Annotated in this window: 22 protein-coding genes; 11 read left to right on the top strand and 11 right to left on the bottom strand. The window is 48.0% G+C overall.

Translation table 11 applies throughout. The annotated features are described in order from the left end of the window. The first annotated feature begins 58 nt into the window (after window positions 1-58). Entirely contained in the window at window positions 59-541 is a 483-nt protein-coding gene (locus SK36_RS12565; protein ID WP_048221672.1) for a DUF1097 domain-containing protein, read from the top strand. Between the two features lie 45 nt (window positions 542-586). On the opposite strand, the gene csgG is transcribed toward SK36_RS12565, so the two are convergent. Genes csgG through csgD form a run of 4 tightly spaced genes read right to left on the bottom strand, consistent with a single transcriptional unit; the run spans window position 587 to window position 2932 of the window. Continuing rightward, entirely contained in the window at window positions 587-1420 is an 834-nt protein-coding gene (gene csgG, locus SK36_RS12560; RefSeq protein WP_045441566.1) for a curli production assembly/transport protein CsgG, read from the bottom strand. 25 nt (window positions 1421-1445) lie between these two features. Then, window positions 1446-1859, bottom strand: a complete 414-nt coding sequence (gene csgF / locus SK36_RS12555; RefSeq protein WP_048221671.1) for a curli production assembly/transport protein CsgF — start codon at window positions 1857-1859, stop codon at window positions 1446-1448. Between the two features lie 25 nt (window positions 1860-1884). After that, a complete protein-coding gene (csgE, locus tag SK36_RS12550) occupies window positions 1885-2277 on the bottom strand; it encodes a curli production assembly/transport protein CsgE (RefSeq protein ID WP_045441570.1) in 393 nt (130 codons plus the stop codon). 4 nt (window positions 2278-2281) lie between these two features. Next, entirely contained in the window at window positions 2282-2932 is a 651-nt protein-coding gene (csgD, locus tag SK36_RS12545) for a biofilm master transcriptional regulator CsgD (protein WP_045441572.1), read from the bottom strand. Between the two features lie 761 nt (window positions 2933-3693). On the opposite strand from csgD, the gene csgB reads away from it, so the two are divergent. From csgB to SK36_RS12520, 6 genes are all read left to right on the top strand, one after another. Then, the gene (gene csgB / locus SK36_RS12540; RefSeq protein WP_045441574.1) at window positions 3694-4149 is read left to right on the top strand and encodes a curli minor subunit CsgB; all 456 of its coding nucleotides are present in this window, start codon (window positions 3694-3696) and stop codon (window positions 4147-4149) included. Between the two features lie 40 nt (window positions 4150-4189). Next, window positions 4190-4642 carry a curli major subunit CsgA gene (gene csgA, locus SK36_RS12535; protein ID WP_045441577.1) on the top strand — a complete coding sequence of 151 codons (453 nt, stop codon included), beginning with the start codon at window positions 4190-4192 and terminating at the stop codon, window positions 4640-4642. Window positions 4643-4702: 60 nt separating this feature from the next. After that, window positions 4703-5035: a curli assembly chaperone CsgC gene (gene csgC, locus SK36_RS23735; RefSeq protein ID WP_075261783.1), complete on the top strand. Its 333-nt coding sequence runs from the start codon at window positions 4703-4705 to the stop codon at window positions 5033-5035. A gap of 150 nt (window positions 5036-5185) precedes the next feature. Continuing rightward, a complete protein-coding gene (locus SK36_RS12530) occupies window positions 5186-5506 on the top strand; it encodes a fimbrial protein (RefSeq protein ID WP_045441579.1) in 321 nt (106 codons plus the stop codon). A gap of 100 nt (window positions 5507-5606) precedes the next feature. Further along, a complete protein-coding gene (gene ymdB, locus SK36_RS12525; protein ID WP_045441582.1) occupies window positions 5607-6149 on the top strand; it encodes an O-acetyl-ADP-ribose deacetylase in 543 nt (180 codons plus the stop codon). Beyond that, window positions 6082-7572: a phospholipase D family protein gene (locus SK36_RS12520; RefSeq protein ID WP_136345534.1), complete on the top strand. Its 1491-nt coding sequence runs from the start codon at window positions 6082-6084 to the stop codon at window positions 7570-7572. Before ymdB ends, SK36_RS12520 begins: the two co-directional genes overlap by 68 nt. A gap of 15 nt (window positions 7573-7587) precedes the next feature. On the opposite strand, the gene mdoC is transcribed toward SK36_RS12520, so the two are convergent. Further along, complete coding sequence (gene mdoC / locus SK36_RS12515; RefSeq protein WP_048221670.1) at window positions 7588-8748, bottom strand: glucans biosynthesis protein MdoC; 1161 nt, start codon at window positions 8746-8748, stop codon at window positions 7588-7590. Between the two features lie 271 nt (window positions 8749-9019). On the opposite strand from mdoC, the gene mdoG reads away from it, so the two are divergent. The 3 genes from mdoG to SK36_RS12500 all read left to right on the top strand — a co-directional run bounded on the left by mdoG (window position 9020) and on the right by SK36_RS12500 (window position 13378). Further along, window positions 9020-10555, top strand: a complete 1536-nt coding sequence (gene mdoG / locus SK36_RS12510; protein WP_136345533.1) for a glucans biosynthesis protein MdoG — start codon at window positions 9020-9022, stop codon at window positions 10553-10555. Beyond that, complete coding sequence (gene mdoH, locus SK36_RS12505; protein WP_048221669.1) at window positions 10548-13076, top strand: glucans biosynthesis glucosyltransferase MdoH; 2529 nt, start codon at window positions 10548-10550, stop codon at window positions 13074-13076. The genes mdoG and mdoH overlap by 8 nt, the downstream gene beginning before the upstream one ends. 74 nt (window positions 13077-13150) lie before the next feature. Continuing rightward, complete coding sequence (locus SK36_RS12500; protein WP_045449561.1) at window positions 13151-13378, top strand: YceK/YidQ family lipoprotein; 228 nt, start codon at window positions 13151-13153, stop codon at window positions 13376-13378. Here SK36_RS12500 and SK36_RS12495 read toward each other — a convergent pair whose 3' ends face one another. The 3 genes from SK36_RS12495 to SK36_RS12485 all read right to left on the bottom strand — a co-directional run bounded on the left by SK36_RS12495 (window position 13379) and on the right by SK36_RS12485 (window position 16134). Further along, the gene (locus SK36_RS12495) at window positions 13379-13756 is read right to left on the bottom strand and encodes a MysB family protein (protein ID WP_048221668.1); all 378 of its coding nucleotides are present in this window, start codon (window positions 13754-13756) and stop codon (window positions 13379-13381) included. 81 nt (window positions 13757-13837) lie between these two features. Further along, a complete protein-coding gene (gene mdtG / locus SK36_RS12490) occupies window positions 13838-15058 on the bottom strand; it encodes a multidrug efflux MFS transporter MdtG (protein WP_045441598.1) in 1221 nt (406 codons plus the stop codon). Window positions 15059-15213: 155 nt separating this feature from the next. Continuing rightward, entirely contained in the window at window positions 15214-16134 is a 921-nt protein-coding gene (locus SK36_RS12485; RefSeq protein ID WP_045441601.1) for a Kdo(2)-lipid IV(A) acyltransferase, read from the bottom strand. Between the two features lie 220 nt (window positions 16135-16354). Between SK36_RS12485 and trhO the strand changes: the two genes are divergently transcribed. Beyond that, window positions 16355-17407, top strand: a complete 1053-nt coding sequence (gene trhO / locus SK36_RS12480; protein ID WP_045441604.1) for an oxygen-dependent tRNA uridine(34) hydroxylase TrhO — start codon at window positions 16355-16357, stop codon at window positions 17405-17407. Window positions 17408-17484: 77 nt separating this feature from the next. On the opposite strand, the gene SK36_RS12475 is transcribed toward trhO, so the two are convergent. The 3 genes from SK36_RS12475 to SK36_RS23725 form a co-directional block, all read right to left on the bottom strand. Continuing rightward, the gene (locus SK36_RS12475) at window positions 17485-18060 is read right to left on the bottom strand and encodes a YceI family protein (RefSeq protein ID WP_048221667.1); all 576 of its coding nucleotides are present in this window, start codon (window positions 18058-18060) and stop codon (window positions 17485-17487) included. A gap of 1 nt (window position 18061) precedes the next feature. Next, entirely contained in the window at window positions 18062-18628 is a 567-nt protein-coding gene (locus tag SK36_RS12470) for a cytochrome b (protein WP_048221666.1), read from the bottom strand. Window positions 18629-18890: 262 nt separating this feature from the next. Beyond that, the gene (locus tag SK36_RS23725) at window positions 18891-19004 is read right to left on the bottom strand and encodes a YceO family protein (protein ID WP_003846814.1); all 114 of its coding nucleotides are present in this window, start codon (window positions 19002-19004) and stop codon (window positions 18891-18893) included. Window positions 19005-19038: the final 34 nt, after the last annotated feature.

The raw sequence follows: 19038 nt of genomic DNA, 5'->3' as shown, positions 1-19038 counted from the left end.
TGCATAAATTGTGTGCACGATCTCATTAATATGCCGTTTTTCTGCTAAGATGCGCGGCATGAATATACTTATCTCTATTGCAATCACGACGGGCATTCTCTCTGGGATCTGGGGATGGGTGGCCGTTTCTCTTGGTTTACTCAGTTGGGCTGGCTTCCTCGGTTGCACGGCCTATTTCGCCTGTCCGCAGGGCGGGCTGAAAGGGCTGGGGATTTCAGCGTGCACGCTACTAAGTGGTGTGGTGTGGGCGTTGGTGATTATTAAGGGTAGTGCGCTTGCTCCGCATATGGACATCATCGGCTATGTCATTACCGGCATTGTCGCGTTTTTGATGTGCATTCAGGCAAAACAATGGTTGCTTTCATTTGTGCCAGGTACTTTTATCGGCGCATGTGCAACATTTGCAGGGCAGGGGAACTGGCAACTGGTTTTGCCTTCTCTGGCGTTAGGACTTGTATTCGGTTATGCAATGAAAAACAGTGGTCTGTGGCTGGCGTCACGTCGTGAAAATCGGATATCACAATCGCTGACCAGTAAATAATAGAAGCGTGAGGTTTCCCTCACGCTTCCTGTGTTATATCGATAATCAGGATTCCGGCGGCACGGACATATGGCGGTATTTAACCAGGATATCGTTATCAACTTGTTTCTTATCCTGCAAATCCCACAACCCGCGATCAATCCCGTCATTAATCAGGAAGATTACACCAGTTTCAATGGCTGACATCAGACAAAGCATAACCGGCTCGTTAGAGGTATAACCAATTTCTCCTTCCAGAAGACGCTGGTAGTCAATAAAGCGGAATACCCCAGCCTGAACTTCATAAGACAGAATAGTTTTGCTGGTATTGACCGAAGAAAGGATCTCACCAGTACTGACGTTAACTACACGCAGGTTTACCGCTATCTGATCGAGTTGATACTGAGTATCTGCACCAATACCGAAATAGCGCGCACCTACACCACCCGATTTAACGTTACTTTCATAACCGATAATTGACCCTTCTACCATAATATTCGCAGCGGTCAGCGACTGGAGTGGAATGCGGTTATTAATGGCAACAGTGCCATTCTCTTGTGCCGCACGTATGATTTTCCGTTCATTCAGTAAGTTCTGCAATCCCTGGCGTTCCAGCGGAATAAACCAGCGCGAATCTTTCAGTGCAGTAACCAACATTGCCGTGGCGCTTTGCGGGACGGCGGTTGAGAAGTTACTTGCCGGGTAAGGTTTAAACTGACCCGTCTCATCCTGAATATTGTAAACTGAGACAAATATCTTACCTGTCGGCATTGGCAGATGCGTTAAATCTTTATAGCTTTGGGCCCGAGGCATTAATGTTGGTTTAGCGGCTTCCTGGGGTGGGGATGTTAAGCAACCGCTGAGTAAAAACATGGCAACCAAAATAAGTAAGCGCTGCATGATTTTTTCCTTTCGTGGCTAAGTCTTAGAAATCGGTTGACTGTGTTTGCAAACCCGACACTTCGATAGTCGAAGTTTTCCCCGTTTTTCTGTCCGTGACATTCAATTGCAGTTGTCCATCCCGGTTGGCGATATCGATGATAAAATCATTGGTTACCATCCTCCCCGGCTGACCAGTATTAATATTGGTCAGCAAGCCGCCGAGTATTTGTGACTGGATAGCCTGGGTAAAGTTATCCAGTGCTGAAGGGGTTTCAAACCCAAAATCATCACCACTCGGATCTTTATAAGAGTTTTGTGCCTGGGCGCTATTCAATAAAAAAGCACCGTTGTTAGGGTTGCCACCAAAGTTCGGGTTGCGGAACTGGAAAGTCATGTTTCCGGCCCAACTTAATGGTGAAATCAGCATGAGCAAAACGACTGCATGTTTGACACGCATGAAAGCCTCCGGACAAAATCATGTTTTAGAATTCATCGCGCGCTAAATCGCTCGTGCTTAATAGGGTCTGATCTATTTGCCGGCGACTTAATGCTTCCTCAGTTTGTGCCAATGCGAAGACCACTGTTTTTTCGAAGTCTCTTTTCGTTGGGAATAAAAAAGTCTGGAAGATAACGTCCTGATTAACCGTTATTGTGATCCAACTTCCCCAACGTGCACTGGGCCTTTCATTGATGGTTAAATTTCCTGTGTACTCGCTTTCCCACTTGTCACTAAATGCACGATAAAAATCATGCCCAATTGAGGAGACAGTGTGGTCAGTTAACAGTCCGGGTACCTCCACTTCTACAGCCGCGTGTAGATTCCCGGCAGCCAGGAATAAATTTGCTGCCACAATCCAGGTCAAATAGCGTTTCATGGCTTTATCGCCTGAGGTTATCATTGGCCCATGAGACCGCCTGCGTACGATTTTTGACAGCTATCTTTTTGAAAAGATTATAAAGATGCGTTTTTACCGTATTCTCACTGATAAACAGTGAGCGTGCGATCTCAATATTTGAGGCGCCGATACGCAGTTTATTAAGGATCTCTTTTTCACGATGAGTGAGTAGTGCCGACTCCGTGCTGTTATAACGGTAGTTTCCAGAATGAGTGATTAAGTAACTGGCCAATTTCTGCGAAAAGTAGCATTCGCCTCGCAAGACACCTTGCAACCCGCTAACGACACGCTGTTCATCTTCTGCTGCGTAAAACACACCATTGATATGCGGCCAGTTTTCGATATCCCGGTAAGGATAATCATCGGGTGTATTCAACAATAACGTCTTTATATTGTTGTTTTTACGGCTTAAATTATCTTGCCAGTAATGGATCAGTTTTTTATCTGCCTCCATCATATCCAGTAAAACAATGCAGCTAGCGGATATATCATCCAGAGAACGTTGAATATTATGTAGTTTTCCAGATAACGCCAACGATTGTTTTAAATGCTGTAATAATGCAGTTGCCTGCAGAGAGGGTTTAGTGATCAACAATAATGTATGACCATGAATACTATGGACTTCATTAAACATGATGAAACTCCACTTTTTAGTCGCACACCCGACAGCTGTCTCTACTAAAATAGAGGCACCAGAAGTACTGACAGATGTTGCACTGCTGTGTAGAAATAAAATATCGACCCACAGGGGTGAAAATATTAAAACAAATGGACTTCAACTGATTTCAATCTAGCTATTACAAATCTTAAAGCAAGTGTTAAACTTGTTACAGAATGTAAAATTATATATTAAAATGTGATTTTGTGGTTTTTATTGAGTTTAGATTTGATAGTAAAGTTGTACATTTCACTGTTATTGCACAGATTTAAAAAATCATACAAATTATATTAATTGATTGATTTATATGGTTTTAATTTATACTTAGTAAGTTTTATCATTCTAATGAATTTCGATTATTTTGCCTCGCTTTACGTTGAACAATTTTAGATAGAAAAAAATGATGTTTGTCACGACTTGTACCAGCAGCTATCGCGAGGCCGCGCTGCGAGGCCCTGAAATCGTTGAATGCAGCTTTTTTCTACCATTGCATAGAAATGCATAACCAGCGATTGTCCAAAAATAAAATCGATACATATAACAGCGTTGTTGGCTCTTAATTAGTACTTTGGTGTGAATCTAAATATAAAAATACCACTCGCGGGTGAGTTATTTAAAATGTTTCAACGGACATACTCTTCATCGTAACGTGGCGTTAACAAAACAAAGTCATGTTAACAACAAAATTGAGTGGTAAATAATTTAACTTCATGTACGACCAGGTCCAGGGTGACAACATGAAAAACAAGTTGTTATTTATGATGTTTACAATGCTGGGTGTGCCTGGGATTGCATCCGCAACAAGTTATGATCTGGCTAATTCAGAATATAACTTTGCGGTAAATGAATTAAGCAAGTCTTCATTTAATCAGGCAGCCATTATTGGTCAAGTTGGCACTGCGAACAGTGCAAATACTCGACAGGGGGGCTCAAAGTTATTGTCGGTCATTTCTCAAGACGGTTCAGGTAACCGGGCTAAAATAGACCAGACAGGATCATATAATCTTTCTTATATTGATCAGGCGGGTAGTTCTAATGATGCGAGTATAAAACAAGGTTCTTACGGTAATACGGCTGTTATTATCCAGAAAGGTTCTGGTAATAAAGCAAATATTACCCAGTACGGTACACAAAAAACAGCAGTTGTGGTGCAGAGACAGTCGCAAATGGCCATTCGCGTGACTCAACGCTAATCCATTAACGACGTTTAAATCAATCCGATGGGGGTTTACCATGAAATTTTTAAAAGTGGCAGCATTCGCAGCAATCGTTGTTTCTGGTAGTGCTCTGGCTGGTGTTGTTCCGCAATGGGGCGGTAGTGGTCATCATAACGGTGGTAATAACAATGGTCCGGACTCATCAATGAGTATTTACCAGTATGGTTCTGGCAACATTGCGAATGCGCTGCAAAGTGATGCACGTAAGTCCGATGTGACCATCACCCAGCATGGTCGTGGTAACGGGGCAACCGTTGGACAAGGTGCTGATGACAGTACCATTAGTCTGAAACAAACAGGCTTCAGTAACAGCGCTGACATCAATCAGTGGAATGCTAAGCATGCTGATATCAGCGTGACCCAATACGGTGGCCGCAACGGTGCAGTGGTTAATCAGACAGCGTCTGACTCCAATGTTCTGGTTCGCCAGGTTGGTTACGGCAACAACGCCACCGCAAACCAACATTAATTCAGTCTTCTGACTGAGAATAAACAGGGCGAAAGCCCTGTTTTTTTTCGGGAGAATATTATGCATACGCTATTACTTATTGCCGCGCTCTCAAATCAAATTACGTTCAATACAACCCAGCAAGGCGAAATGTACACCATCGTTCCTCAGGTAACGCTATCGCAGCCGTGTGTGTGTCAGGTACAAGTTCTCGCTTTACGGGAAGGGAAAAGTGGACAAAGTCAAACTCAGCAGAAAACAACCCTTTCTATACCCGCTAATCAACCGATCGATTTAACAAAACTTAGTTTAAATATATCAACTGAGGATTCGGTTAAAATCGTTGTTACCGTTTCGGACGGACAATCTCTGCATCTCTCGCAACAGTGGCCTGACTCAACCAGTCACTCATGATTTTTGATGTATTTGCATAATGGGTGTGGCTGGTAATGCGCTGCTGTTCTATGAATATAGAAACGTTAATACGTTTTTATTTGTCCGTTAACCGCAGCGGTGAAGGACCACACCGATACCTCAAGGATGGTTAATCATTGAGGAACCCATATGCATACATTAGCAAAAAGTATTTTAGGTACCAGCTTGTGTGTTTTTTCTCTTTATACGGTCTCCGCAATCGCCCAGCAAATCACATCTGGCGGGGTTATTCACTTCCGTGGTGAAATAGTTGAACCGCCTTGTGAGGTAAACACCCATCAACAGCAGATTGAATTGTCATGCATACGTGACGGCGAAATGTACAATAGTCGCTTTAGCGGACAGCAGGTGACGATGGCTCCTCAGAGTTTTAAGCAACTAGCCTCGGTGAAAATGCATTACCTCAATACGCAGAAAAGCCTGGCTATTCTTAGCATTGAATATAAATGAACCGTTCTGGCGTAGATATGCAGCCGTTTCGTTAAAAAGTAAGATTTCATGGAAAACCCTGCTGTACACTTAGTAGAGAGTGTTTTGTCAGGGGAATCTTATGCAATCGCGTGTTCATGTGTTACATGGCGACATTACGACTATAGCTGTTGATGTGATCGTCAATGCCGCCAACTCTTCTCTGCTGGGTGGTGGAGGCGTGGATGGGGCAATTCATCGCGCAGCCGGGCCTGCATTGTTGGAAGCCTGCAAACAAGTAATACAGCAACAGGGAGAATGTCCAACCGGACATGCAGTGATTACCCTGGCCGGATCTCTGCCCGCAAAGGCGGTGATCCATACTGTGGGACCTGTCTGGCAAGGGGGCGGTCATCACGAAGCCGAACGCCTTGAAGAGGCCTATTTAAATACCCTGCAACTGGCATTGGCCAATGGGTATCAGTCCATTGCTTTTCCGGCAATCAGCACGGGCGCGTATGGTTATCCGCGCGCAGCAGCGGCGGAGATAGCGGTGAATACGGTACTGAAATTTATCACTCGTCGGGCGTTACCTGAGCAAATTTACTTTGTTTGCTTTGACGATGAAAACACCCGGCTTTATAACAGATTACTCACCCAACAAGGCGATGATCACACGGCCTGATATGACGCGACTCGAGCGTGCCATTACCCCTCTTTGTGCAAGCCATCCTGAACGATGCGGTATTCTTACGCTGGATGATAGCCTGGATGCTTTCGCGGCTCGCTATCGGTTAACTGAAATGGCGGAACGCTCACTGGATGTACAGTATTACATCTGGGAAAACGACATGTCCGGGCTATTGCTGTTTTCGGTTCTGTTAGCTGCGGCGAAAAGAGGTGTGCGCGTTCGTTTGCTGCTGGATGACAACAACACACCGGGTCTGGATGATACGCTGCGCCTGCTTGATAACCATCCTAATATTGAAGTTCGCCTGTTTAATCCCTTTTCGTTTCGGATACTGCGCGCTCTGGGCTATTTAACCGACTTTGCCCGACTTAATCGCCGCATGCACAATAAAAGCTATACCGCTGACGGCGTCGTGACTCTCGTCGGGGGGCGCAATATTGGTGATGCTTATTTTGGCGCAGGCGAACAACCGCTGTTTTCCGATCTCGACGTGATGGCCATCGGCCCCGTAGTTAAAGAGGTCGCGGATGATTTTGAGCGTTACTGGCAGTGCCGTTCTGTTTCAACGTTACAGAAAGTACTGGAGCTGTCTGAACCTGAGCCGACCCAGCGTATTGAATTGCCTGAATCCTGGTACAATGATGATATTACTCGTCGCTACCTGCATAAGCTGGAAACCAGCCAGTTTATGACCAGTCTGGACCAGGGGGCCTTGCCGCTGATTTGGGCAAAAACGCGCCTGCTCAGTGATGACCCGGTTAAAGGTGAAGGGAAGGCGCCGCGTCATTCGTTGTTGCCCCAGCGTTTATTTGATGTCATGGGATCGCCTACTGAGCGCATTGATATTATTTCCGCCTATTTTGTGCCGACCCGGGCTGGCGTGGCGCAGCTTCTGCGTCTGGTCAGGAAAGGGGTCAGGATTGCTATTTTAACGAATTCACTGGCGGCGAATGATGTTGCTGTCGTCCATGCTGGTTATGCGCGCTGGCGAAAGAAACTGTTGCGCTATGGTGTGGAGTTGTACGAACTTAAACCAACCCGCGATCGGGCCACTGTGTTACACGATCGCGGGTTAACTGGTAACTCAGGCTCAAGCCTGCATGCGAAAACCTTCAGTATTGATGGTCGAAAAGTCTTTATCGGCTCGCTAAATTTTGATCCACGTTCAACGTTACTCAATACCGAAATGGGGTTTGTCATTGAGAGCGAAGTGCTGGCCGCACTGATTCATAAGCGTTTTATGCAAAGCCAGCGTGATGTCGCCTGGCAATTGCGCCTTGATCGCTGGGGCCGGATTAACTGGGTCGATCGCCAGCACGACACGGAAGTGGTGCTAAAAAAAGAACCCGCCACAGGATTCTGGAAGCGGGTTCTGGTGAGACTTGCGTCACTGCTACCTATTGAGTGGTTACTTTGAACCATGCAATGTCAGCTAACCGGCAACGGCTTTGCTTTTATCCTGCTTAACAGGCGGTTTACCCGAGAAGAGAAATTTCAGAACCGGAATACGTAAATGGATTTCGTACAGTATCAGCGCAATTCCGACCACAAATAGTAGCCCACACAAAAAGCCCAGAATATTCGATGAGATATGCGGCGTGATATAGGCGCCGAAAAACAGCGTTAACGGATGGTGTATCAGGTAGATAAACAACGACGCGTTTACGAAATAGGTGACGCGGGCTGACTGGAAATTCAACAAGCGGTAGCCGAGTGAAAAGACAACGTTAACCATCCACAGGCCCATGACCATGGTTATCACATATTCGGTTTCGTACATCCAGGCATCGCCGTTTCCGTAACGCTGATTAAGCAGATAGGCGACGAACGCGGATCCTGCGGCTAACGTGCAGCCACGCGATGGCGTAGTAAACAGCGCTTTTAACCTGGGATTGATAAACGCCAGGGCGCCAAGCATAAAGAAAGGCACATAAAACAGCGTTTGCATGATGATGAAATTAAACATGCCGTCACTGAGAATAGAAGGATAGAGGATAAAAATTGTCCGTCTGATAACGGCATATCCCACGCCAAGCAACAAAAAAACTAGTGTTAGCTTAGTCATTGAAGCAGGTGTTGAGCTCGAGTCATCTGCGCTTGTCAGCCGTTTTTTCATTTGGCTGAATACCCACATGCTTACGGTCGTTAAAACGACAAGGACCAGTAAAAACCACAGATGTGAAATAAGCTCCCACGCAAGCGCGTTGTATTTATCGTACCCGCTGAGAGTATGCCAGCTGTCTGCTTTTCCCTTCACAAATTGCAGCATGATAAATTGCGGCAGCGTAAGCAACGGAATCGCGGTTAACATAGGGATCCCCACACGTTCAACACGTACTTTCCACCAGCGTTTTAATGGGTAACGCAAAAAAAGCATGTATGAAAAATAACCCGAAATAACGAAGAAAACCTGCATGCGAAACGCATGGATGAAGTCGTTAAAAAGGGTCAGCCACCACGATGGCTCTGCACTGTTCACATGCCAGGTATGTGTGGAGTAGATCAATGAGATATGAAAGGGGATACCCAACAACATCAGCCAGGCGCGGATGGAGTCAAGAAAGTATTCACGCGGTGGAGATACAGAGCTCATAGACAGTTACGTATTCTCAGACTTTTCGTCTTATCCCTAAGGCGAATAATGGTTACATTCGAGGCCAACCCTACACGAAGTCTTACAACCTGTCTCCAGGATAAGCACGCAAAGTGAAAACAGGCATACGAACCTGATTAAACCATGAGCCAGCGCGCGAACAATACAGGGATTCAGTTGTCGGATTACCCGATTATCCATTAAAATGGATCGGATCAATATAAGCACACAAAGGGGGAAGTGCTTACTAATTATGAAACATAAACTACAAATGATGAAAATGCGTTGGTTGGGTGCAGCAGTCATGTTAACGCTGTACACATCATCGAGCTGGGCATTCAGCATTGATGATGTTGCTAAACAAGCTCAATCCTTAGCCGATAAAGGCTATGAGGCGCCAAAAAGTAACTTGCCCTCCGTTTTCCGCGATATGAAATATGCGGATTATCAGCAGATCCAGTTTAATCGCGATAAAGCCTACTGGAGTAACCTTAAGACCCCATTTAAGCTCGAATTCTACCACCAGGGTATGTATTTCGACACGCCGGTCAGAATCAATGAAGTTACCGCCACAGCGGTAAAAAAAATCAAATACAGCCCGGATTATTTTAATTTTGGCGATGTCCAGCATGATAAAGACACGGTAAAAGATCTCGGTTTCGCCGGGTTCAAAGTGCTGTATCCGATCAACAGCAAAGATAAAAACGATGAAATCGTCAGCATGCTCGGTGCCAGCTATTTCCGCGTCCTGGGTGCAGGTCAGGTTTATGGCCTGTCTGCGCGAGGTCTCGCTATTGATACCGCTCTGCCTTCGGGCGAAGAGTTTCCCCGCTTTCGTGAGTTTTGGATCGAACGTCCAAAACCAACTGATAAACGTTTAACCATTTATGCCTTGCTGGACTCCCCGCGTGCGACCGGAGCGTATCGCTTTGTGATTATTCCTGGGCGTGACACGGTTGTGGATGTTCAGTCCAAAGTTTACCTGCGCGATAAAGTGGGCAAGCTGGGCGTAGCACCGCTAACCAGTATGTTCCTGTTCGGGCCGAACCAGCCGTCTCCGACGACTAACTATCGTCCGGAACTGCATGACTCTAACGGTTTGTCTATCCATGCTGGCAATGGTGAGTGGATTTGGCGTCCGCTGAATAACCCGAAACACCTCGCAGTGAGTAGCTTTGCGATGGAAAATCCGCAAGGATTCGGCCTGCTGCAGCGTGGTCGTCAGTTCTCCCGTTTTGAAGATATCGACGACCGCTACGACTTGCGTCCGAGCGCCTGGATCACGCCAAAAGGCGACTGGGGTAAGGGTAAAATTGAGTTAGTTGAAATTCCAACCAACGATGAAACGAACGATAACATCGTTGCCTACTGGACGCCGGATCAACTGCCTGAAGCAGGCAAAGAGATGAACTTCAAGTACACCCTGACGTTCACTCGCGATGAAGATAAGCTTCATGCCCCGGAAAGTGCCTGGGTACAGCAGACTCGCCGCTCAACAGGTGATGTCAAACAGTCAAATCTTATTCGCCAGCCTGACGGCACCATTGCATTTGTGGTGGATTTCGCCGGTGCAGATATGAAAAAACTGCCGCAGGACACCCCTGTCACCGCGCAAACCAGCATTGGCGACAACGGTGAGATCGTTGAAAGCACAGTGCGTTATAACCCGGTCACTAAGGGTTGGCGTTTGATGCTGCGCGTGAAAGTGAAAGATGCGAAGAAACCCACTGAAATGCGTGCTGCGTTGGCCAATGCCGATCAGACGTTGAGTGAAACCTGGAGCTACCAGTTACCTGCCAATGAATAAGACAACTGAGTATATTGACGCAATGGCGCTTTCGGATACCGAGAAAGCGGCACTGCCGAAAACTGACATCCGCGCCGTTCATCAGGCGCTGGATGCCGAGCACCGTACTTACGCGCGCGAAGATGATTCACCGCAGGGGTCTGTTAAAGCTCGCCTTGAGCAAGCCTGGCCGGACTCTCTGGCCAAAGAGCAGTTGATTAAGGACGATGAAGGGCGTGACCAGTTGCAGGCCATGCCAAAGGCAACACGCACTTCGATGTTTCCCGACCCCTGGCGTACTAACCCGGTAGGCCGTTTTTGGGATCGTCTGCGTGGACGGGATGTGACACCGCGTTATCTTTCACGTCTGACGAAAGAAGAACAAGAGAATGAACAGAAATGGCGTACCGTTGGGACGATCCGCCGTTACATTCTGCTGATCTTAACATTGGCGCAAACGGTCGTTGCGACCTGGTATATGAAGACAATTCTTCCGTATCAGGGCTGGGCGTTCATTAATCCTGCAGACATGATGGGGCAGAACCTGTGGGTTTCCTTTATGCAGTTGCTGCCCTATGTGCTCCAGAGCGGGATACTTATTCTGTTTGCCGTCCTTTTCTGCTGGGTATCTGCGGGGTTCTGGACTGCTTTGATGGGCTTCCTGCAACTGTTGATTGGGCGTGATAAGTACAGTATTTCAGCCTCAACGGTAGGGGATGAACCTCTTAATCCTGAGCATCGTACTGCGCTGATTATGCCTATCTGTAACGAGGACGTTGACCGTGTATTTGCGGGTCTGCGTGCCACGTGGGAGTCGGTTAAAGCCACGGGCAATGCCGAGCATTTCGATGTCTACATTCTGAGTGACAGCTATAACCCTGATATCTGCGTAGCGGAACAAAAAGCGTGGATGGAGTTGATTGCTGAAGTGCAGGGTGAAGGGCAGATTTTCTATCGCCGTCGTCGGCGTCGTGTGAAGCGTAAAAGCGGTAACATTGATGATTTCTGTCGTCGTTGGGGGAATCAGTACAGCTACATGGTGGTGCTGGATGCGGACTCGGTGATGAGTGGCGACTGCCTGACCGGCCTGGTGCGTCTGATGGAGGCGAATCCAAACGCCGGGATTATCCAGTCTTCACCAAAAGCATCCGGGATGGACACGCTGTATGCGCGCTGCCAACAGTTTGCTACTCGCGTGTATGGCCCGCTGTTTACCGCAGGACTTCACTTCTGGCAGTTGGGTGAGTCGCACTACTGGGGTCACAACGCGATTATTCGCGTGAAGCCGTTTATCGAGCACTGTGCGCTTGCACCGTTACCGGGTGAAGGCTCGTTTGCAGGCTCGATTCTCTCCCATGACTTCGTGGAAGCTGCATTGATGCGTCGTGCAGGGTGGGGCGTGTGGATTGCTTACGATCTGCCGGGTTCTTATGAAGAGCTGCCACCGAACCTGCTGGATGAACTCAAGCGTGACCGACGCTGGTGTCACGGTAACCTGATGAACTTCCGTTTGTTCCTGGTTAAAGGGATGCACCCGGTTCACCGTGCGGTATTCCTGACCGGCGTCATGTCCTATCTGTCGGCTCCGCTGTGGTTTATGTTCCTCGCGCTCTCAACTGCACTGCAGGTGGTTCATGCGCTGACGGAACCACAATACTTCCTGCAACCGCGCCAACTGTTCCCGGTCTGGCCGCAGTGGCGTCCGGAGCTGGCGATCGCGCTGTTTGCCTCAACGATGGTGCTGTTATTCCTGCCGAAGCTGCTGAGTATTTTACTCATCTGGTGTAAAGGGACGAAAGAGTACGGCGGATTTATCCGTGTAACACTGTCATTGCTGCTGGAGGTTCTGTTCTCCGTGCTGCTGGCGCCGGTGCGTATGCTGTTCCACACGGTCTTCGTAGTGAGCGCATTTCTTGGCTGGGAAGTGGTCTGGAACTCACCGCAGCGCGATGACGACTCCACCCCGTGGGGCGAAGCGTTTATGCGTCACGGATCTCAATTGTTGCTGGGTCTGGTATGGGCTGTGGGTATGGCGTGGCTGGATCTGCGCTTCCTGTTCTGGCTGGCACCGATTGTCTTTTCGCTGATCCTGTCGCCGTTTGTTTCCGTGATATCCAGCCGTTCAACGGTGGGGTTACGAACTAAACGCTGGAAGCTTTTCCTGATCCCGGAAGAGTATTCTCCGCCTAAAGTGCTGGTGGATACTGACAATTATCTGGTGATGAATCGTAATCGTTCGCTGGATGACGGCTTTATGCATGCAGTGTTTAACCCGTCATTTAACGCGCTGGCAACGGCGATGGCCACCGCACGCCATCGTGCCAGTAATGTGCTTGAAATTGCACGAGACCGTCACGTGGAGCAAGCGCTGAACGAAACGCCGGAGAAACTGAATCGCGATCGCCGCCTTGTGCTGTTGAGCGATCCGGTGACCATGGCACGTTTGCATTATCGTGTCTGGAACTCACCGGACAGGTATTCTTCGTGGGTCAATTATTACCAGGGGATCACCCTGAACCCGCTGGCGCTCAGGAAAAAATAAACGTTCTGACGTGAAAATACCGGCCCTGGGCCGGTATTTTTTTATACTGAATACAAAAGGTCATGAGGTATCAGGTGCGAATACTGGTTGTTGGAATAATGGTCTTACTCCTGAGCGGATGTGGCAGTATTATTAGCCGGACGATCCCGGGGCAGGGGCACGGCAATCAATACTATCCTGGTGTCCAGTGGGATGTCCGGGACTCGGCGTGGCGTTACGTCACCATCCTCGACCTGCCATTTTCGCTGGTGTTTGATACGCTGCTGCTGCCACTCGATATCCACCATGGGCCTTATGAGTAATTATCGCTCATCCCATTCATCTGCTGCTGTCTGACCTTCTTCTGTATCAAGGGGCGGTTCAAGCTGGAATTCCCCCTCATCCCATTCGTGGAGGGTGTTTTCTTCCTGCCATTCCTGGCGAATTTCAATCTCATCATAATCGCCATCAAAAACGCTTTGCGCCGCTTCGCCGCTCAGCATTGGCAGACATTCGCCACCTTCGTCATCTTCGTCAGCGAAAAATTCGGCCTGCCACATGATGTCGCCATCCTGTAGTACGTATTTTTGTACGTTCAGTTGCTGAACACTGGCTTCGTCAGGTTCAAGATCGGGGTTATCAGCCAGAAACTCTTCACGGGCTGCATCAATGGCTTCTTCCAGCGTGGCATACATAGTCATCAGAGTCTCCCTTTGATTTAATGAGGTATTCAGGGAAATAATAGTTGATTCTCTGATATAGCAAGTATTAATGCGTAAAAATCATCCTGGGACCTGAGCATCTCGGCGGCGGCGCAGACTGTTCCACGAATAGATGGCGTTGAATAATACGATGCCCGCAGTCACACAGAAAACGGCACGGAAACCATAGTTTGCCGATATAGCGGCCCCCATCAATGGTCCTGTCACGTTGCCAATATCCCTAAATGACTGGTTATAGCTGAATATTCGCCCGGCTATCTGGTTAGTTGAGTTATAGACCAGCAGGGTTTGTACGGCAGGTAGCAGAGCACCGTCGGCAGCGCCGAGTAAAAAGCGCAGAACGCCAAGCTGCCACGGCGTCTGTACTAATGACATTGGGATCAGTAGCAGCACTGAAATAACCAATGCGACAATCAGGATTTTCTCCGGGCCAATTCTGTCGCCTAACTTGCCGAGCCTGGGTGCACTAAGCAGGGCCGCCACGCCAGGAACTGAGGCAATCATCCCGCTGATAAAGGCGATGTTGCTGACGTTACCGGCAAGTTCGCGTACATACAACGTCAGAATAGGTGCAATAGAGCCAGTCGCTACCTGAATGATCAACGTCGTGACAAACAGGCTCAATACCAGCTTAGGATTCTTTAATGAAGCGACGACCTCCCGCATATGCAGCATTTCTTTCTTACTCACCGGCCGGAAATTCTCACGGATAAAAAATAACGTCAGAATAAAACAAAGCAGTAGTACGCTGGCGGTAATGAAGAAAACTGGACGCAGCCCAAAATGGTCGGCGAGTAACCCGCCAGCCAGTGGGCCAAGCAGGGCGCCACTGACGCCCCCGGTGGAAAGTGTACCCAGCGCCCAGCCGCTTTTATTGCGCGGAACCTGCGTGGCGATCAGGGCATTGGCGTTGGGAATGAATCCCCCCAGAAGTCCGAGCAGGGCGCGCAGGACAAGGAACTGCCAGATATTTTGCGCCAGCCCCATTAACAGCATCACGATCGCCATGCCCAGCGCTGAACGCAATAGCATTATTTTTCTGCCTTTTCTGTCAGCAAGCCCCCCCCAGAAAGGTGAGGCGATAGCAGAAAAGAGAAAAGTGATGCTAAAGACCAGGCCTGACCACATATTTAAGGCGCTATGACCCGTCACGCCCAGATTTTCGACATAGAGCGGTAAGAAGGGCATGACCAGGCTAAATGCCGCGCCGGTCAGGAAACAACCCAGCCAGGCAACAGTGAGATTGCGTTTCCAGTTTATGGGGACATCAGAGGGTGACATAGCGATCCGCAGTGTGGCGCGCTGTTTGCGCTATTGTATGAATATTAAGTAAGCAGGCTAATTATGTGCCTGGTTTATAGGCGCTGCAATGCGGATAGCAGTTAAACCTAAAGAGGTTATCTGAGGTGTTGCAGCCCGGCGGGCTGCAAGGCGTTTCAGTAAAGGGAAGGGGCACCTTCAGGACGTGTTTTAAAGCGACGGTGTAGCCACATATATTGCTCCGGTGCCATCATGATGCACTTCTCAACAATTGTATTCATCCAGGCAGCAGTGGTCTCTGCGTCGTCCAGAGGTGGGGAACATTCCGGAGGCAGCATAATCAGTTGGTACCCTTTGCCGTCGGGTTTACGGCGGGGAACAAACGGTACCAGACATGCATTGGACAGACGTGAAAGCATCCAGGTCCCGGAGGTCGTTGCGGCTTGTTCAACGGCAAACAGAGGAACAAATACGCTGGATCGCGGACCGTAGTCATGATCTGGCGCATACCAGACCACTTCACCTTTTTTCAGCGCTTTGATCATCCCTTTCAGGTCTTTGCGATCGAGCATTGATTTATTGGAGCGCATACGCCCCCAGGTTTGTAGCCAGTCGAGAAGCGGGTTGTCATTGGGGCGATAAACGCCGATCCCGGGTTCCTGTAAGCCAAACTGACGAGCACCCAGCTCAAGCGTCAGAAAGTGCAGCCCGACAAGCAGGATCCCTCGCTTCTGCGCCTGAACGTCACGGATATGTTCCATTCCGATAACTTCAGTCCAGCGTGAAATTCGGCGATCGGACCAAAACCAGGCCATTCCGGTTTCTATCACGCCCATACCTACAGATTCGAAGTTTTTTACCACCATCTGCTGGCGTTCCTGTTCACTCATCTGCGGGAAGCACAGCTCGAGATTCCGGGAAACAATCTTTGCCCGACGCTTCATTACACGTAATGCCAGGTGACCTAATGCACAGCCTAACTTATAGAGGAGCGGATAGGGTAACTGCACGATCAACCAAAGGATGCCAATACCTGCCCAGGTTAACCAATAACGTGGATGCAATAATGCAGTCGAGAACTTGGGTAAATTCGTCATGTCTATCCTGTCTTTAAACGACCAATTCCCTGTATTGTCGCATTTTTTCGCGCGTATCAAAAATTTGTGACGCAGGAACGGTCATTAAATCATCATTTGTTGTTGTGTTTTTATCGTGAAGTATGAAATGTAGCGTAAAATGTGTGGATGTAAATTGGCGATGTTTGCTTTATGATGCCGGCCGATTTTCAATTTTTACTTCCTGCAGGATACGTACACCATGCCAGTGTTACACAACCGCATTTCGAATGACGCGCTCAAAGCCAGGATGCTGGCAGAGTCTGAGCCGCGAACGACAATCTCGTTCTATAAATACTTCAACATCGTCGAGCCTCAGCACACGCGTGATGCGCTGTACCAGATGTTCACCGCGTTAAATGTCTTCGGACGGGTTTATCTTGCGCATGAAGGGATTAACGCACAAATCAGCGTGCCGCAAAGTAATGTTGAGAGATTCCGCGATCAACTTTACGCTTTTGACCCTGCATTTGCCGGACTTCGTCTGAATATTGCACTGGATGATGACGGAAAATCATTCTGGGTACTGCGCATGAAGGTCCGTGATCGAATTGTGGCTGATGGTATCGATGATCCTGGCTTTGACGCCAGCAATGTTGGTGATTACCTGAAAGCTGCAGAAGTGAACGCCATGCTCGACGATCCAGACGCGGTATTTATTGATATGCGCAACCACTATGAATACGAGGTTGGCCACTTCGATAATGCGCTGGAAATTCCTGCAGACACTTTCCGCGATCAACTGCCGAAAGCCGTCGAAATGATGCAGGAACATAAAGATAAAAAAATAGTGATGTACTGCACAGGTGGAATTCGTTGTGAGAAGGCCAGTGCCTGGATGAAACACAACGGATTCAGCAAAGTATGGCACATTGAGGGTGGCATTATTGAATATGCGCGTAAAGCGCGTGAGCAGGGGCTACCCGTGCGTTTTATCGGCAAAAATTTTGTATTTGATGAACGTATGGGAGAGCGAATCTCTGAAGATGTGATCGCGCATTGTCATCAATGTGGTGTGGCATGCGACAGCCATACTAATTGTAAAAATGATGGCTGCCATTTGCTGTTTATTCAGTGCCCGGCATGTGCAGGCAAGTATAAAGGCTGCTGCAGCGAACTGTGCTGTGAAGAAAGTGAATTGCCAGAAGAAGAACAACGCCGCCGTCGTGCTGGTCGCGAAAATGGCAATAAAATCTTCAATAAATCTCGTGGTCGCCTGAATACGAAACTGGGTATTCCGGATCCAGCGTCATAACATTGTGCCGCATGGGACATAAAGTCTTATCCGGCATGCAAAACTCACTTTGCAGGCCGGATAAGACGCGCGAACAATTACTTCTGCTGTACGCCTTCCACCGAAATGATTAAATCGACTTCCTGCGAAGCAGGGCCGAGATCGGTGGTGATGTTGAAATCTTTCAGCTTAATTTTTCCTTGTGCTTCAAAGCCTGCGCGCGTACCACCCCACGGATCGCCACCTTGCCCTGTCAGCTTTGCATCCAGCGTTACCGGTTTGGTCACGCCGTTAAGGGTCAGATTCCCGGTGATATCAAGCTCGTTACCCTCTTTCTTCACGCTGGTAGAGGTGAAGGTCGCCTGTGGAAATTTAGCGACATTGAGGAAATCTGCGCTTCGCAGGTGTTTATCACGTTCAGCGTGATTGGTGTCAACGCTGTTGGTGTTAATGGTGACATTTACTTTATCGGCGGCAGGATTTTTCTCGTCGAAGGTAAACGAGCCATCGAAGTCTTTAAATGTGCCGTACAGCCAGCTGTATCCCAGATGCTGAATACGGAAATTAACAAAGGCATGTTGTCCCTCTTTGTCGATTTTGTAATCTGCCGCGATTGCAGAACCGGTGGTGAATAACAGAGAGGTGAGGGCGAGCCCCAGCAGGCTTTTCTTCATTTTATGCTCCAGAGTCAGATGACGATCTTCCCAACATGCGATTAAGGGTATCGTCGTTATCGATAAAGTGATGTTTCAAGGCCATCAGGCCATGCAGAAGGGATAAAACCACTACGCTCCAGGCCAGCCAAAGATGCAGACTACCGGCAAGATCGGCCTGCGCTCCCGCGTTAGCGAGCGTGGCGGGAATTTCAAACCAGCCAAAAACACTGATAGCTTTACCGTCAGCGGTAGAAATCAGATAACCGCTGATCACAATAGAAAACAGCAGGATATATAACGCGAGGTGGCCCAGTGCCGCAGCGAGGCGAGTTAAACGGGAATAGCTTTTCAGCGCCGGGGGCGGAGGGGAGAAAATCCGCCAGGCAATGCGGATGACCAACCCCATCATGAGCAGTACACCGATGCTTTTATGCAGTTCCGGGGCCTGGTGGTACCAGCCATCGTAATAGCTGAGTGTTACCATCCATAAACCCAAACCAAACATGCCATACACGGCAATAGCAATCACCCAGTGTAATGTCGCAGATACGACGCCATAGCGCTGTGGACTATTATTGAATTGCATAAACACACCGATAGATATTACAGGAGTGAATGAAAATGGCGTGAAAAAGACATTAATGCAACTAATAAATAACAATGGTGATGATATTTATTTTTAATTCAATAAATTTGATTTATTTACAAGGTAAACATCAGCGGATTAGTGTGAGTGGGCAGATTATGGCTTAATTTAAGGGTGTTTGTTGGTTTGTTTGTTATTCAGTTTATTGCAATGAAAATTAAGAAATTCTAAATTTTTGTCAATTACTGTCAGTATTCTTTGGTCAGAAAAACATAATATATATAACGTCCATAATGGCCAGCAGTGACCATAAAATAATGTAGAGCATAAAATGCTCGCGAATATTATTAACCAGGTAATGAAAGATGCGACGCATCAAAAGTATTCCTTAAATAGAAATGGCCTCACAG

The organism is Citrobacter sp. MGH106 (genome assembly GCF_001037495.1).
Classification (GTDB): domain Bacteria; phylum Pseudomonadota; class Gammaproteobacteria; order Enterobacterales; family Enterobacteriaceae; genus Citrobacter; species Citrobacter murliniae.
The sequence above is the reverse complement of the archived record's forward strand: the minus strand, read 5'-3'. Positions and strand labels throughout refer to the sequence as shown.

What these genes read in the sequence shown, in the direction of transcription:
- SK36_RS12565 (WP_048221672.1), top strand. Translation starts at nt 59, where the DNA reads ATGAATATACTTATCTCTATTGCAATCACGACGGGCATTCTCTCTGGG.
- csgG (WP_045441566.1), bottom strand. Translation starts at nt 1,420, where the DNA reads ATGCAGCGCTTACTTATTTTGGTTGCCATGTTTTTACTCAGCGGTTGC.
- csgF (WP_048221671.1), bottom strand. Translation starts at nt 1,859, where the DNA reads ATGCGTGTCAAACATGCAGTCGTTTTGCTCATGCTGATTTCACCATTA.
- csgE (WP_045441570.1), bottom strand. Translation starts at nt 2,277, where the DNA reads ATGAAACGCTATTTGACCTGGATTGTGGCAGCAAATTTATTCCTGGCT.
- csgD (WP_045441572.1), bottom strand. Translation starts at nt 2,932, where the DNA reads ATGTTTAATGAAGTCCATAGTATTCATGGTCATACATTATTGTTGATC.
- csgB (WP_045441574.1), top strand. Translation starts at nt 3,694, where the DNA reads ATGAAAAACAAGTTGTTATTTATGATGTTTACAATGCTGGGTGTGCCT.
- csgA (WP_045441577.1), top strand. Translation starts at nt 4,190, where the DNA reads ATGAAATTTTTAAAAGTGGCAGCATTCGCAGCAATCGTTGTTTCTGGT.
- csgC (WP_075261783.1), top strand. Translation starts at nt 4,703, where the DNA reads ATGCATACGCTATTACTTATTGCCGCGCTCTCAAATCAAATTACGTTC.
- SK36_RS12530 (WP_045441579.1), top strand. Translation starts at nt 5,186, where the DNA reads ATGCATACATTAGCAAAAAGTATTTTAGGTACCAGCTTGTGTGTTTTT.
- ymdB (WP_045441582.1), top strand. Translation starts at nt 5,607, where the DNA reads ATGCAATCGCGTGTTCATGTGTTACATGGCGACATTACGACTATAGCT.
- mdoC (WP_048221670.1), bottom strand. Translation starts at nt 8,748, where the DNA reads ATGAGCTCTGTATCTCCACCGCGTGAATACTTTCTTGACTCCATCCGC.
- mdoG (WP_136345533.1), top strand. Translation starts at nt 9,020, where the DNA reads ATGATGAAAATGCGTTGGTTGGGTGCAGCAGTCATGTTAACGCTGTAC.
- mdoH (WP_048221669.1), top strand. Translation starts at nt 10,548, where the DNA reads ATGAATAAGACAACTGAGTATATTGACGCAATGGCGCTTTCGGATACC.
- SK36_RS12495 (WP_048221668.1), bottom strand. Translation starts at nt 13,756, where the DNA reads ATGACTATGTATGCCACGCTGGAAGAAGCCATTGATGCAGCCCGTGAA.
- mdtG (WP_045441598.1), bottom strand. Translation starts at nt 15,058, where the DNA reads ATGTCACCCTCTGATGTCCCCATAAACTGGAAACGCAATCTCACTGTT.
- SK36_RS12485 (WP_045441601.1), bottom strand. Translation starts at nt 16,134, where the DNA reads ATGACGAATTTACCCAAGTTCTCGACTGCATTATTGCATCCACGTTAT.
- trhO (WP_045441604.1), top strand. Translation starts at nt 16,355, where the DNA reads ATGCCAGTGTTACACAACCGCATTTCGAATGACGCGCTCAAAGCCAGG.
- SK36_RS12475 (WP_048221667.1), bottom strand. Translation starts at nt 18,060, where the DNA reads ATGAAGAAAAGCCTGCTGGGGCTCGCCCTCACCTCTCTGTTATTCACC.
- SK36_RS12470 (WP_048221666.1), bottom strand. Translation starts at nt 18,628, where the DNA reads ATGCAATTCAATAATAGTCCACAGCGCTATGGCGTCGTATCTGCGACA.
- SK36_RS23725 (WP_003846814.1), bottom strand. Translation starts at nt 19,004, where the DNA reads ATGCGTCGCATCTTTCATTACCTGGTTAATAATATTCGCGAGCATTTT.